The 13,729-nt window shown below is 69.0% G+C and carries 12 protein-coding genes and 1 pseudogene; 7 read left to right on the forward strand and 6 right to left on the reverse strand.

Annotated elements, in window-relative coordinates:
• Window positions 1-120: 120 nt before the first annotated feature.
• The 3 genes from mctP to ACFYY1_RS09710 all read right to left on the reverse strand — a co-directional run bounded on the left by mctP (window position 121) and on the right by ACFYY1_RS09710 (window position 2,996).
• Window positions 121-1,755, reverse strand: coding sequence for a monocarboxylate uptake permease MctP (mctP, locus tag ACFYY1_RS09700; protein WP_388582925.1), 1,635 nt, complete (start codon window positions 1,753-1,755; stop codon window positions 121-123).
• Window positions 1,752-2,006 carry a DUF3311 domain-containing protein gene (locus ACFYY1_RS09705; protein WP_388582926.1) on the reverse strand — a complete coding sequence of 85 codons (255 nt, stop codon included), beginning with the start codon at window positions 2,004-2,006 and terminating at the stop codon, window positions 1,752-1,754. Before ACFYY1_RS09705 ends, mctP begins: the two co-directional genes overlap by 4 nt.
• Before the next feature lie 225 nt (window positions 2,007-2,231).
• Window positions 2,232-2,996 carry a GntR family transcriptional regulator gene (locus ACFYY1_RS09710; RefSeq protein WP_351078635.1) on the reverse strand — a complete coding sequence of 255 codons (765 nt, stop codon included), beginning with the start codon at window positions 2,994-2,996 and terminating at the stop codon, window positions 2,232-2,234.
• A gap of 279 nt (window positions 2,997-3,275) precedes the next feature.
• Here ACFYY1_RS09710 and ACFYY1_RS09715 point away from each other — a divergent pair, with 279 nt between their 5' ends.
• The 4 genes from ACFYY1_RS09715 (at window position 3,276) to ACFYY1_RS09730 (ending at window position 8,026) form a co-directional block, all read left to right on the forward strand.
• A complete protein-coding gene (locus ACFYY1_RS09715) occupies window positions 3,276-4,559 on the forward strand; it encodes an extracellular solute-binding protein (protein ID WP_388582928.1) in 1,284 nt (427 codons plus the stop codon).
• A gap of 98 nt (window positions 4,560-4,657) precedes the next feature.
• Complete coding sequence (locus ACFYY1_RS09720; RefSeq protein WP_388582929.1) at window positions 4,658-5,650, forward strand: carbohydrate ABC transporter permease; 993 nt, start codon at window positions 4,658-4,660, stop codon at window positions 5,648-5,650.
• Complete coding sequence (locus tag ACFYY1_RS09725) at window positions 5,647-6,477, forward strand: carbohydrate ABC transporter permease (protein ID WP_388582931.1); 831 nt, start codon at window positions 5,647-5,649, stop codon at window positions 6,475-6,477. The genes ACFYY1_RS09720 and ACFYY1_RS09725 overlap by 4 nt, the downstream gene beginning before the upstream one ends.
• A 7-nt stretch (window positions 6,478-6,484) precedes the next feature.
• Window positions 6,485-8,026: a glycoside hydrolase family 3 protein gene (locus ACFYY1_RS09730; protein ID WP_388582932.1), complete on the forward strand. Its 1,542-nt coding sequence runs from the start codon at window positions 6,485-6,487 to the stop codon at window positions 8,024-8,026.
• 121 nt (window positions 8,027-8,147) lie between these two features.
• On the opposite strand, the gene nagB is transcribed toward ACFYY1_RS09730, so the two are convergent.
• Window positions 8,148-8,933 carry a glucosamine-6-phosphate deaminase gene (nagB, locus tag ACFYY1_RS09735; protein WP_388582934.1) on the reverse strand — a complete coding sequence of 262 codons (786 nt, stop codon included), beginning with the start codon at window positions 8,931-8,933 and terminating at the stop codon, window positions 8,148-8,150.
• Window positions 8,934-9,052: 119 nt separating this feature from the next.
• On the opposite strand from nagB, the pseudogene ACFYY1_RS09740 reads away from it, so the two are divergent.
• Window positions 9,053-9,398 (forward strand): annotated as a pseudogene (locus tag ACFYY1_RS09740) (glucosamine-6-phosphate deaminase); the annotation flags it as partial.
• A 447-nt stretch (window positions 9,399-9,845) separates the two neighbouring features.
• Window positions 9,846-11,312, forward strand: coding sequence for a histidine kinase N-terminal domain-containing protein (locus tag ACFYY1_RS09745; protein ID WP_388583478.1), 1,467 nt, complete (start codon window positions 9,846-9,848; stop codon window positions 11,310-11,312).
• 182 nt (window positions 11,313-11,494) lie between these two features.
• Here the strand turns inward: ACFYY1_RS09745 and ACFYY1_RS09750 are convergent, their stop codons facing one another.
• Window positions 11,495-11,752, reverse strand: a complete 258-nt coding sequence (locus ACFYY1_RS09750) for a WhiB family transcriptional regulator (RefSeq protein WP_003953983.1) — start codon at window positions 11,750-11,752, stop codon at window positions 11,495-11,497.
• Window positions 11,753-12,071: 319 nt separating this feature from the next.
• Window positions 12,072-13,040, reverse strand: coding sequence for a diacylglycerol/lipid kinase family protein (locus ACFYY1_RS09755; protein WP_388582935.1), 969 nt, complete (start codon window positions 13,038-13,040; stop codon window positions 12,072-12,074).
• Window positions 13,041-13,170: 130 nt separating this feature from the next.
• Here ACFYY1_RS09755 and ACFYY1_RS09760 point away from each other — a divergent pair, with 130 nt between their 5' ends.
• Window positions 13,171-13,644, forward strand: coding sequence for a hypothetical protein (locus ACFYY1_RS09760; protein WP_388582937.1), 474 nt, complete (start codon window positions 13,171-13,173; stop codon window positions 13,642-13,644).
• Window positions 13,645-13,729 lie beyond the last annotated feature (85 nt).

Genomic DNA, 13,729 nt, shown 5'->3' on the forward strand with positions numbered 1-13,729 from the left:
GGCAAACGCCGGGACCACAGGATGCGTTCTGCGGCCCTTTCGGACAGACGGCGGACGGCCCGTCGCACCCCTTGGGGAAAGGGGCTCGACGGGCCGTCCGCAGGCCGTGGGGCGCGGTCGTCAGTGGCCGCCCGGAGCGCCCGCCGTGGCCGGCGGGAGTTCCGCCTCGACACCCGGGTCGCCCGCGTCGGCGGTGTAGTCGGCCGGGGAGGTCTCGTCGGTCCCGGCGGGTGCCTTCACGGCGTTCAGGACGAAGGTGAGCACCACCGTCACCACCACGTTCAGCACGAACGCGGTGAGGCCGATGTAGCCGATCTCGCCGATCCCGGGGATCTCCTTGGACGAGCCGCCGAAGTGCTTCTGGGTCGGCGAGGCGACCCCGTACGCGGCCACCGTCCCGTACACCATGCCGACCGCCCAGCCGGCGAGCAGCGCCCAGCGGTGGAACCAGCGGGTGAACAGGCCGCCGACCAGGGCCGGCATCGTCTGCAGGATCCAGATGCCGCCGAGCAGCTGGAAGTTGATTGCGACCGTCTTGTCCATGGTGAGGACGAAGGCGAGTGCGCCGACCTTGACCAGCAGCGACACCAGCTTGGAGACCTTGGTCTCCTGCTCCGGGGTCGCGTCCGGCTTCAGGAAGTCCTTGTAGATGTTGCGGGTGAACAGGTTCGCCGCGGCGATCGACATGATCGCGGCGGGCACCAGCGCACCGATGCCGATGGCGGCGAACGCGACGCCCGCGAACCAGTCCGGGAACATGTTCTCGAACAGCTGCGGGATGGCCAGCTGTCCGTTGTCCACCTTGATCCCGGCGGCGATGGCCATGAAGCCGAGCAGTGCCAGCAGGCCCAGCATCAGCGAGTACAGCGGCAGGATCGTGGTGTTGCGCCGGATCACGTTCCGGCTGCGGCTGGAGAGCGTCGCCGTGATCGAGTGCGGATACATGAACAGCGCCAGTGCCGAGCCCAGCGCCAGGGTGGCGTAACCCCATTGGCCCGCCTCGCCCGGTGCGAGCGCGCCGCGCGGCTTGCCGGTGGCCGGGTTGGTCTGCGAGAACGCCTCGTTCGCCTTGGCGAAGATGTCGTCGAAGCCGCCGAGCTTGATCGGGATGTAGATGATCGCCACCGCGATGACCAGGTAGATCAGCCCGTCCTTGACGAAGGCGATCAGCGCGGGCGCCCGGAGCCCGGACGAGTAGGTGTACGCGGCGAGCACCGCGAACGCGATCAGCAGCGGCAGGTCCTTGATGAACCAGTGGGTGGTCTCGCCGCCGCCGACGCCCATCACGTCCAGCACCGCCTGGATGCCGACCAGTTGGAGTGCGATGTACGGCATCGTGGCGAGGATGCCGGTGACGGCGACCGCCAGTGACAGGCCCTTGGAGCCGAACCGCCCGCGGACGAAGTCCGAGGTGGTGACGTACCCGTGCTTGTGCGAGACCGACCACAGCCGCGGCAGGAAGGTGAAGATCAGCGGGTACACCAGGATCGTGTACGGCACGGCGAAGAAGCCCGCCGCGCCCGCCGCGTAGATCGCCGCGGGCACGGCGACGAAGGTGTACGCGGTGTACAGGTCGCCGCCGAGCAGGAACCAGGTGACCCAGGTGCCGAAGGAACGGCCGCCCAGGCCCCATTCGTCGAGGCTGGCCTCGTTCTCGGCCTTGCGCCACCGCGCCGCCAGGAAGCCCATGACCGTGACGGCCACGAAGAAGAAGACGAAGACGCCGAGCGCGACGCCGTTCACACCGTCCTTCATGCCGACGCACCTCCCTTGCGGGCGCGCTGGTCACGCTGCCACAGCTTGTACGCGACCATCGTGAGCGCGGTGGAGATCAGCACCCAGAGCATCTGGTACCAGTAGAAGAACGGAATGCCGATGAAGGTGGGGTCCACCTTCGCGTACGAACTCACCCAGAGCATCGCCACGAACGGCGCGACGAGACAGAGGGCGATGACCACCCGCACCGGTGTGACGGTGGGTGGTTTTCCTTCGGGTTCTGCTGGCATGTGGCGACTCCGTCCCCTCGCTGAGCACCTTGTAATGCGCAGGAAATCTAGGGGAGGTTTCCGGTCACCGTCACCCCCCGTCCGCATTGCGGTCCGGCAACGGTCGGCCGAGTGGGTATGCATGCTCGAAATCCGGCCAAATATGCGGGTGTTGGTCCGTACCAAGGTGTGCGAAAGGCCCCCGCGGAGTGACGCGTTCCACGGGGGCCGATCGAGGGTACGGACTCAGTCCGTGGGCCGCTTCAGGCGCGCCACGAACTTGTACCGGTCGCCGCGGTAGACCGAGCGCACCCACTCCACCGGTTCGCCCTGCCCGTCGAGCGAGTGCCGGGAGAGCATCAGCATCGGCAGGCCCACGTCCGTACCGAGCAGCCCGGCCTCGCGCGGGGTGGCCAGCGAGGTCTCGATGGTCTCCTCGGCCTCGGCCAGCCGTACGTCGTACACCTCCGCCAGCGCGGTGTAGAGGGAGGTGTACTTCACCAGCGAACGGCGCAGCGCCGGGAAGCGTTTGGCCGAAAGGTGGGTGGTCTCGATCGCCATCGGCTCACCGCTGGCGAGTCGCAGCCGCTCGATCCGCAGCACCCGGCCGCCCGCGGTGATGTCGAGCAGCCCCGCCAGGGTGTCGTCGGCCGTCACGTAGCCGATGTCCAGCAGCTGGGAGGTCGGCTCCAGGCCCTGGGCGCGCATGTCCTCGGTGTACGAGGTGAGTTGCAGGGCCTGCGAGACCTTCGGCTTGGCCACGAAGGTGCCCTTGCCCTGGATGCGCTCCAGCCGGCCCTCGACGACCAGCTCCTGGAGTGCCTGGCGCACGGTGGTGCGCGAGGTGTCGAACTCGGCGGCCAGGGTCCGCTCCGGCGGCACGGGGGTGCCCGGCGGCATGGTGTCCGTCATGTCGAGCAGATGTCGCTTCAGCCGGTAGTACTTCGGGACGCGCGCCGTCCGTGTGGCCGCGCCCGTCTCGTTCTCCGTACTGCCCCCGTCGGCACCCATGGTCCGCCCTCCCGGCGCTTGCGTTGCTGCCGTCACCGGCTCCTCCGTCTGTCGCGGCTCACATGGTGGCACGGTCCGGTCACGGCTGGTCGCCCTCCCTTAGGTGTCGGTCCTATAACGGACGCGAGTGCACTTCTTATACACCCTTGACACCCCTAAAGGTCTAGGCCAAGCTCCCCGTACTGGTCTAAACCATTAAAGACCAGGTCCAGCCCCAGCAGTACTCGTCGAATGTCTTCGCGGTGGGCGGGGTTGCAGTATCCCTGAGGAGGGTTTGGCGTGAAGCGCAAGCTCATCGCGGCGATCGGCGTCGCGGGCATGATGATCGGCCTCGCGGCGTGCGGGTCCGACGACGGCGGCGACAGCGGCAAGAAGGCCGGTCCGGACGCGTACAAGGGCCAGACCCTGACGGTGTGGACGATGTCCGGCTCGAACCCGGACGGGTGGACCAAGAAGGTCACCGAGGAGTTCGAGAAGAAGACCAAGGCCAAGCTGAAGATCGAGGTCCAGGACTGGAACGGCATCCAGCAGAAGGTCACCACCGCCCTCTCCGAGTCCAACCCGCCGGACGTCCTGGAGATCGGCAACACCCAGACCCCCGCGTACGCCAAGACCGGCGGCCTCGCCGACCTCGGTGACCTGAAGAAGGAGATCGGCTCCGCCTGGGCCGACGGCGTCAACCAGCCCTCCGTCTTCGACGGCAAGCAGTACGCCCTGCCGTGGTACGTGGGCAACCGCGTCGTCATGTACAACAAGAAGGTCTTCAAGGACGCCGGCATCACCGAGACGCCGAAGACCCGCGCCGACCTCTTCAAGGCCTTCGAGGCCATCGAGAAGAAGGGCGACGCCGAGCCGATCTACCTGCCCGGCCAGAACTGGTACTTCTTCGACGGCCTGCTCGTCGGCAAGGACGTCTCGCCGGTCAAGAAGGAAGGCGACAAGTACGTCTCCAACCTGGCCGACCCGAAGGTCGCCGAGGCCATGGACGTCTACAAGCAGTACCAGGCCTTCTCCAAGGCCCCCAAGGACAAGGACGAGGCCACCCCGCAGCAGGCCGAGGTCTTCGCCAAGGGCAAGACCGGCGCCATCATCGCGATGGGCTACGAGGCCGGCACGGCCATCAAGGCCAACCCGAAGCTCAAGGACGACATCGGCTTCTTCACCATCCCCGGTGAGACGGCCGACAAGCCCGAGGGCGTCTTCCTCGGCGGCTCGAACCTCGCCGTGGCCGCGGGCAGCAAGAACCAGGACCTGGCCAAGGAGTTCCTGAAGATCGCGCTCTCCGAGGAGAACGACGGCGCGCTCATCAAGGAGGCCGGCTGGTCCCCGAAGAACGACGCCATGCAGAAGTACACCGTCGGCCAGCCCGCCGCCGAGGCCGCCGGTCCGGCCGCCGCCAAGTCCGGTGGCACCACGCCGCTGATCCCGGAGTGGGCGCCGGTCGAGAACCCGCCGAACCCGATCAAGACCTACATGACATTGGTTCTGCAGGGCAAGTCGCCCGCCGACGCCGCCAAGCAGGTCGAGGGCGAGCTCAACAAGCGCCTCAGCCAGCAGCAGTAGTGCAGTAGCGCGTCCCGCGCCGGGGCGGCGGGTCCCGACCCGCCGCCCCGGCTGTACGCACCGTTCCGTGTAGGGCTTTGTTGGAAGAGATGGCGAGCATGGCAGTGCAGACCGAACCCTCGGATGTGGCCAGGACGGCCGCAGTCCGCGGGCAGGACGGGAAACCACCCGTCGGGCAGCACGGGGGCAGCAAGCGGAAGCCGGGCATCGGCGCAGCGCCGTACCTGTTGATGGTCCCCGCACTAGCGGTGACGGCGCTCTTCCTCGGGTATCCCCTGGTGAAGAACGTCCTGCTGTCGTTCCAGAACCTCAATATGGGACAGCTGATCCAGCATGTCACCGAGTGGAACGGCTTCAAGAACTACCAGGAGATCCTCACCGGTGAGGACTTCTGGAGAGTCACGCTCCGCACGATCGTGTTCACCGGCGTCAACGTCGTCCTGACCATGGTCTTCGGCACCCTGATCGGACTGCTGCTCGCCCGCCTCGGCAAGAGGATGCGGTTCACCCTGATGATCGGCCTGGTGCTCGCCTGGGCGATGCCGGTCGTGGCCGCGTCCACCGTGTTCCAGTGGCTGTTCGCCTCGCGCTTCGGCGTGGTCAACTACGTGCTGGACCACCTCGGCTGGCACTCGATGGCCGAGTACAACTGGACCGGATCGCAGTTCTCCACGTTCTTCGTGGTCACCCTGCTGATCGTCTGGCAGTCCATCCCGTTCGTGGCGATCAACCTGTACGCGGCGACCACGACGATCGCCAAGGAACTGTACGAGGCCGCCTCGCTCGACGGCGCCGGCGTCTGGAAGAGCTTCACCTCGGTGACGTTCCCGTTCCTGCGGCCCTTCCTCTACGCCACGACCTTCCTCGAAGTCATCTGGATCTTCAAGGCGTTCCCGCAGATCTTCACCCTCAACGAGGGCGGCCCCAACCGCCTCACCGAGACCCTGCCGGTCTACGCCTTCGTCGAAGGCGTCGGCAACCAGCACTACGGCATGGGCGCGGCGATCTCGCTGCTGACCATCCTGATCATGCTGGGGCTGACCTCGTACTACCTCCGCATCGTTCTCAAGCAAGAGGAGGACGAGCTGTGAAGCGCTCACTGTTCGGCCGCATCTGGCCCAACGCGACGGCGATCATCCTCTTCGTCGGCCTGGTCTTCCCCGTCTACTGGATGTTCAGCACGGCGTTCAAGCCGACCGGCGACATCATCACCGAGACGCCCGTCTGGTTCCCGACCGACGTCACGTTCGAGCACTTCAAGACGGCGTACAACGCACCGAACTTCCTGAAACTGGTCGGGAATTCGCTCACCGTCACCCTGCTCGCCGTGACCTTCTCGCTGATCATCGCGCTCTTCGCGTCGTTCGCGCTGGCCCGGATGCGGTTCAAGGGCCGCAAGGGCATGATCCTGGTCTTCATGATCGCCCAGATGGCGCCGTGGGAAGTCATGGTCATCGCGATCTACATGCTGGTCCGCGACGCGGACATGCTCAACAGCCTGGTCCCGCTGACCCTCTTCTACATGGTGATGGTCCTCCCCTTCACGGTCCTGACGCTGCGCGGTTACGTTGCCGCGGTGCCCAAGGAACTGGAGGAGTCCGCCATGGTCGACGGCTGCACCCGCCCGCAGGCGTTCGTCAAGGTGATCCTGCCGCTGCTCGCCCCCGGTCTGATGGCCACCTCGCTCTTCGGCTTCATCACCGCGTGGAACGAATTCCCGCTGGTCCTCATCCTCAACAAGGACCCCGAGGCCAAGACGCTGCCGCTCTGGCTCTCCCAGTTCCAGAGCCAGTTCGGCGACGACTGGGGCGCCACCATGGCGGCGGCCTCGATCTTCGCCATCCCGATCCTCATCCTGTTCGTCTTCCTGCAGCGCAAGGCCGTCAGCGGCCTCACCGACGGTGCCGTGAAGGGATAACGCCGCCATGACCACCCTGATATCCGCCACGGACACCCTCACCCGCGACGCGCTCGCCGTCCTGCAGCCCGGCTTCACCGGCACCACCGCCCCGGACTGGGTGCTGCGCCGGGTCGACGAAGGGCTCGCCTCCGTCGCCCTGTTCGGCCGCAACATCCGGACGCCCGAGCAGGTGACCGCGCTCACCGCCCAGCTCAGGGCCGGGCGCGAGGACCTCCTCGTCGCCATCGACGAGGAGGGCGGTGACGTCACCCGCCTCGAAGTGCGCACCGGCTCCTCGTTCCCCGGCAATCTCGCCCTCGGCCACGTCGACGACCTCGCCCTGACCCGCGCGGTCGCCCAGGAGCTCGGCCGTCGGCTCGCCGAATGCGGCGTCAACCTCAACTGGGCGCCCTCCGCGGACGTCAACTCCAACCCGGGCAACCCGATCATCGGCGTACGGTCCTTCGGCGCCGACACCGGACTCGTGGCCCGGCACACCGCCGCGTACATCGAGGGCCTCCAGGCCGCCGGGGTCGCCGCCTGCACCAAGCACTTCCCGGGGCACGGCGACACCGCGATCGACTCGCACCACGCGATGCCGCGCATCGACGTGGACCTGGAGACCCTGCACGCCCGTGAGCTGGTGCCCTTCCGGGCCGCCATCGCGGCGGGCACCAAGTGCGTGATGAGCGCGCACATCCTGCTGCCGGCGCTCGACCCGGACCGCCCCGCCACGGTCAGCCCGCAGATCCTCACCGGCCTGCTGCGCCAGGAGCTGGGCTACGACGGCCTGATCGTCACCGACGCCGTGGAGATGCAGGCCATCGCCGCGACCTACGGCATCGAGCGGGGCTCCGTCCTGGCGATCGCCGCGGGGGCCGACGCGCTGTGCGTCGGCGGCGGCCTGGAGGACGACGGCACGGTGCTGCGGCTGCGCGACGCGCTGGTCCGGGCGGTGCGCAGCGGTGAACTCCCCGAGGAGCGGCTCGCGGACGCGGCCGCACGGGTACGCGCCCTCGCGTCCTGGACGCAGGGAGTCAAGGGGACCGGTTCGGGGCCGGGTGCGGCAACGCAGGAGGGGACCGCGCCCGGCACCGGAATCGGCTCCGACATCGGCCTGGTCGCCGCCCGCCGGGCGGTGCTGGTGACCGGATCCGCCGCCCCGCTCACCGAGCCCGCGTACGTCGCCGCGTTCACCTCCGCCTCGAACATCGCCGTCGGCGACGAGACCCCGTGGGGCGTCGCCGCGGAGCTGGGCCGGCTGCTGCCGGGCACGGAGACCGACACGTACAGCAGCGAGACCGAGGCGCCCGCCGCCGCGGTGCTGCGGGCCGCGGGGGAGCGGCGCGTCGTCGTGGTGGTCCGTGACGTCCACCGGCACGCCTGGATGGGCGAGGCGCTCGATGCCCTGGTGGCCGAGCGACCCGACACGGTCGTCGTCGAGATGGGCGTACCGCAGGCGGCTCCCCGGGGCGCCCTGCACATCGCCACCCACGGCGCGGCCCGGGTCTGCGGCCTCGCGGCGGCGGAGATCGCCGTCAGGGGCACGGACGGCCCGACGGCCTGAGCGCCGGGCGTGATGCGGGGCCGGGGGGCCGCACCACGCCCGGACAGGCCCATGGCGGCATACGAGAGGGCCGGGGCACCCAGCGTGGGTGCCCCGGCCCTCTCGTATGCGTCCGGAAGTCCTACAGCCCCTGCCACGCCGGCTTGGCCGCGTACGTGGCGCGGAAGTAGTCCGCCAGCTTCAGCTTCGACGCGGCGGCCTCGTCGACCACCACCGTCGCGTGCGGGTGCAGCTGGAGCGCCGAGGCGGGCACGACCGCGGCGACCGGTCCCTCCACCGTCTGCGCCACGGCGTCCGCCTTGCCCTCTCCGGTGGCGAGCAGGATCGGGTGGCGGGACTCCAGGATGGTGCCGATGCCCTGGGTGATCACGTGGTGCGGCACCTGCGAGATGTCGTCGTCGAAGAAGCGCGCGTTGTCGATCCGGGTCTGCTCGGTGAGCGTCTTGATCCGGGTGCGGGAGGCGAGCGAGGAGCACGGCTCGTTGAAGCCGATGTGCCCGTCGGTGCCGATGCCGAGGAGCTGGAGGTCCACGCCGCCGGCCTCGGCGAGCGCCTTGTCGTACGCCAGGCAGGCCGCCTGGACGTCCTCGGCGCTGCCGTCCGGGCCCATGAAGGACGCCTCGGACAGGCCGAGCGGTTCGACGACCTCGCGCAGCACCACCGAGCGGTAGGACTCGGGGTGGCCCGCGGGCAGCCCGACGTACTCGTCGAGCTGGCAGATGCGGGCACGGGAGGCGTCGACGGCACCGGAGCGGACCTTGGCCGCCAGCGCCTGGTAGATGGGCAGCGGGGTCGAGCCGGTGGCAACGCCGAGAAGGGCGTCGGGCTTGCGGCTCAGCAGGGCGCCGATGGCCTCCGCGATGAGTTCGCCGCCTGCCTTGGCGTCCGGGACGATGACAACTTCCACGCGGGGCCTGCCGATCTGAAGAGTGAAGTCAGGTGGTATAGACCAATCGTCTCCCAATCTAGCAGACCCGGCCGACCCGGGCACGGCGGTCGTACCGTCCCGGCCGCGGTCCGCCGGCGGCCGTCCGGGGCTCCGTGGCCGACTGGCTGCACGGCCCGCTCGCCATGGTCGACAACTTCTCCCCGGTGATCGCCGTGGTCACCGACGGCCGGGGCGGTGGAGGGGCTCCAGCCGGTCCTGGACCGGCTGCGCGGCCGGGGCGCGGACCTCTTCGCGGTCGGCCCCGAGGCCCAGGTCGCGGCGGCCTCCGCGGACTTCGTGCTGCCGACGGCCGGGGTGGCGGAGGAGCTCCAGCCGGTGCTGGAGATCCTTCCGCTGCAGATGCCGGTGTACGAGGTGGCCATCGTCCGGGGCCAGGACCCGGATGCGCCGCCCGCCCTGGCCGAGGTCACCGGGACCCGCTGACCGCCCGGAGCGGGCCGGGGCCGGCCGAGTACGGGGGAGCGGCCCGGAAAGGCACCGGCCGGACGCAGGAGAAGGCCCCGGAAACACCCGCGGGCCACGGCGCCGGGACGGGACCCTCAGCCCGTCCGGCACCGCAGCCCGGAGCAAGGCCGGCCATCACGGCCGGACCGGTCGGCCGGCGGTGTGCGGTGCCCCCGGCCGGGGAGAGGTACCGGCGCGGTCAGGGCAGAGAGCGCGGTACCTCGATCCGCCCTCCTGTGCGGGGAGAGCGGAAGCTCTGTCTTCAGCATTGTGGACTAGACCATTCGCCCGTGTCCATCCATCGGAGCGCCGAAATTTTCCGCACTCCTTACCTTCTTCTTTTTACCTTCCCCCTTGCACGTACCGTCCGGACGTCCGGTTCGGAACCATTGCCCGTCCGCGGGTACGCTCGCACACGTGCCCTCCATGAACGACCTCGTCCGCCAGCACACAGCCCTCGGTGACACCGATCTGGAGTGGCTGCATCTGCTGGTCTCGGAGTGGCAGCTGCTCTCCGACCTGTCCTTCGCCGACCTGGTGCTCTGGGTTCCCACCCGCGACGGTACCCGCTATGTGTCGGTGGCCCAGATGCGCCCCAACACCGGCCCCACCTCGTACCAGGACGACATGGTCGGACACCTGGTTCCGCGTGGCCGCCGCCCGCTGCTGGACGCGGCGCTGGACGAGGGCCGGATCGTGCGCGAGGGCGACCCGGAGTGGCGCGAGGAGGTGCCCGTACGGGTCGAGTCGATCCCCGTACGCAGGGAGGGGCGGGTCCTCGGCGTGATCGCCCGCAACACCAACCTGCTCACCGTCCGCACCCCGTCCAGGCTGGAGCTCACCTACCTCCAGTCGGCCTCCGACCTGGCCCAGATGATCGCCGCGGGGTCCTTCCCCTTCCCGGGCCAGCAGGTCGACATGGACGCGTCGCCGCGGGTGGGTGACGGCCTGATCAGACTGGACGCCGACGGGGTCGTCCAGTACGCCAGCCCCAACGGCCTCTCCGCGTACCACCGCCTCGGCCTCGCCTCCGATCTGGTCGGCCAGCACCTGGGCGGCATCACCGCCGAACTCGCCCCCTCCCGGGGCCCGGTGGACGAGGCCCTGGTCAAACTGGCCAGCGGCTACGCGCCCCGGGAGTTCGAGGTCGAGTGCGCCGGTGGGGTGATCCAGCTCCGGGCGATCCCGCTCAAGCCCAAGGGTGTCCGCATCGGCTCCCTCGTCCTGCTCCGGGACGTCACCGAACTCCGTCGCCGCGAACGCGAGTTGATCACCAAGGACGCCACCATCCGGGAGATCCATCACCGGGTGAAGAACAACCTCCAGACCGTGGCCGCCCTGTTGCGGCTCCAGGCCCGGCGGATGGACTCGGTACGGGGCCGCGAGGCGCTCAACGAGGCGGTACGGCGCGTCGGTTCGATCGCCATCGTCCATGAGACGCTGTCCCAGAATCTGGACGAGCGGGTGGAGTTCGACGAGATCGCCGACCGCGTCATCGCGATGGTCGCCGAGATCTCACCGGGCAAGGTCATCTGCCGCCGGACGGGTCGCTTCGGCATCCTGGACGCGGAAGTGGCCACCCCGCTGGCGATGGTGCTCACGGAAGTCCTGCAGAACGCCCTGGAGCACGCCTTCACCCTCGCCGAGTCCGGCACGGTGGAGGTGTCCGCGGTGCGCGGCGGTTCCACCGTCGAGACGCGGCTGCTGATCACGGTCAAGGACGACGGGTGCGGCCTGCCGGAGGGGTTCGACCCGCAGCGCGCCGGCAATCTGGGGCTCCAGATCGTCAGGACGCTGGTGGAGGGCGAGTTGGGCGGAACCTTCGGCATGGTCCCGGGCCCCGAACGCGGTACCCAGGTCGTGCTCGACATCCCGGTCCGTTCTGAGAAGTGAACCCGCCCGCCGCTTCGGCGGCGACGGCCCGAACACAGCAGTGAGCCCGGACCGTTGTTCACGGTCCGGGCTCACTGTTCATGCATGCGCTTCGGGGGTACTGCGCGCTGCGACTCGGGGGGCGGGGTTGTGCGTACGCTCTGTACGCGCCGCCTGGCTGAGGCTCGTAGCGGTGGCGTCGGTCAGGCGCTGGCGTTACGCGCCCGGTTGCGAGCGGCGCGGCGCTTCATCGCGCGGCGCTCGTCCTCGCTGAGGCCACCCCAGACGCCGGAGTCCTGGCCGGACTCAAGCGCCCACTGCAGGCACTGCTCCATGACGGGGCAGCGACGGCAGACGGCCTTGGCTTCCTCGATCTGCAGCAGCGCAGGACCGGTGTTGCCGATGGGGAAGAACAGCTCGGGGTCTTCCTCACGACAAACGGCGTTGTGACGCCAGTCCATGGCTGCTACCTCTCCTTGGTATTACATACTGTTGCTTGTGAATGTGAACGCTTTCACGAATCCCCCCGCAGGTGACGGGCCGACGCCCAGATGAACTGGTTGTGGTCCTGTGCAGTGAGGAGGGGTTCTGGCTCTCAGTGGAGGCCGGTGTTGCGGGCCGTCCCGATCGCCATGTAGAGATTCGCAAACCTCGGCGGCGGATACAACCCCTTCTGGAAACTTTTTTTTGATTCCTCGGTGTCGACTAGGTCACAGCCGTACTTCTATGGGGTGGAGCCCAGCCCAAACGTTCGAGTTAAAGGACTTTGGTCTCTTCCACTCACACAATCACACGCAGTGCACGGCGTACGCCTGTGAACGTCACACTGGTGCGCACTCCCAGGTGGTCGCCGTCCATCTGGAAGGGCAGCGGGACCTTTGAATGCAAGGTGAAGTCCGTGAGGTCATGAAGTGAAACGGCATGCTTGCCGGAGGGACCCTTCTCCGGGCTCGAAGTGAGCAGCTGGGTGCCGTACCGGGCGACCGCCGGGGTGGAGAGCCGCTTCAGCCCGAGCACGTCCAGCCCGGTGTCGAAGGTGGCCTTCGGGGACGCGTACAGCGGACGATTGCCCAGGTAGGACCAGGGGGCGGTGTTGGAGATTATGGACAGCGCCAGATCGGTGACCGGCTCCTGCCCCGGGGTTTCCAGGGTCATCACGCCCTGCCTGCGGTGCGGCTCGTCGATGAACTGCCGGACCACCTGGCGCACGTACAGCGCGTGCGTCGAGCGCTTTCCGCGTTCGCGCTGCTGTTCGACCCGGCCGACCACGCCCGCGTCGAACCCGAGTCCGGCGCAGAAGGTGAACCAGCGCTCCGGGACCGACTCGTCCTCGGTGCCGGGAGTGCCGGCCGCCAGCCCGAGGCCGACCGTCCGTTCGGTCCGGTTGGCGAGCGCGTCCAGGATCGCCCCGGTCGCCTCCACCGCGTCGTTGGGCAGCCCCAGGGCGCGCGCGAACACATTGGTGGAGCCGCCGGGAACCACTGCGAGGCTCGGCAGGTTGTCCAGGTCGGGGCCGTTGTGGAGCAGACCGTTGACGACCTCGTTGACCGTGCCGTCGCCGCCCAGGGCGACCACCAGATCGATGTCGTCGGCGTCCGCGGCCCGTCGCCCCAGGTCCCGGGCGTGACCGCGGTATTCGGTGGTCACGGCCTCCAGCTTCATCTCGCTGGCCAGCGCATGGATGAGCACATCACGGGTCCGCGCACTGGTGGTGGTAGCAGCTGGATTGACCACGAGGAGTGCGCGCATGACCGTCAGACTACCTACCGCGTGGTATCACTCTGAAGTCCTGCCCCATGACCTTCACGCACGGTGACGACGCGAGGCAGATTCCGACCCCGGCTTCGCTTTCGCGGCGCCGGGATGCCAACCTGCAAGGGTGAGTACTCAGCAGAACACGCCCGACTCGTCGCCCGCGCCGAGGCTCGAACCGGCGAAGCCGAGCAGGATCACTCTCGTTGCCGGACTCACCGCCCTGGAAGGGGCGGCGCTCGCCATCGGCGGGATCTACATGCTGGTCATGGGTCTGCTCGGGCACCCCGAGAGCCCGCAGCAGGCGGAGATGGGCGGGCTGACGCTGATCGCGCTGGCCCTGATCCCGCTGGCCGCCGCCCGTGGTCTGCTGCGGCGGCGCAGCTGGAGCCGCGGTCCCGCGCTCATCACGCAGATCATCGCGCTCCCGGTGGCGTGGACGCTGCTGAGGTCGCAGGGGGTGCTGATCCCGGCCGGGATCGTCCTCGCCGCGGTGACCCTGACGGCGCTCTACCAGCTGGTCAGGCCGACGACGGTCGAGGCGCTCGGCATCCGCCGCCCCGGCACCACCCCGGAGACCGGCACCACCCCGGAGAACTGAACCGCCCCGCCGGAAGACCTGGCGGGGCGGAACGACGGCACCGAACGGCCGGGGGCGCGCACGAGGGCCACGCCTGCGCGGGCAC

Source organism: Streptomyces sp. NPDC001890 (assembly GCF_042891445.1).
In the GTDB taxonomy this organism is placed as follows: domain Bacteria; phylum Actinomycetota; class Actinomycetes; order Streptomycetales; family Streptomycetaceae; genus Streptomyces.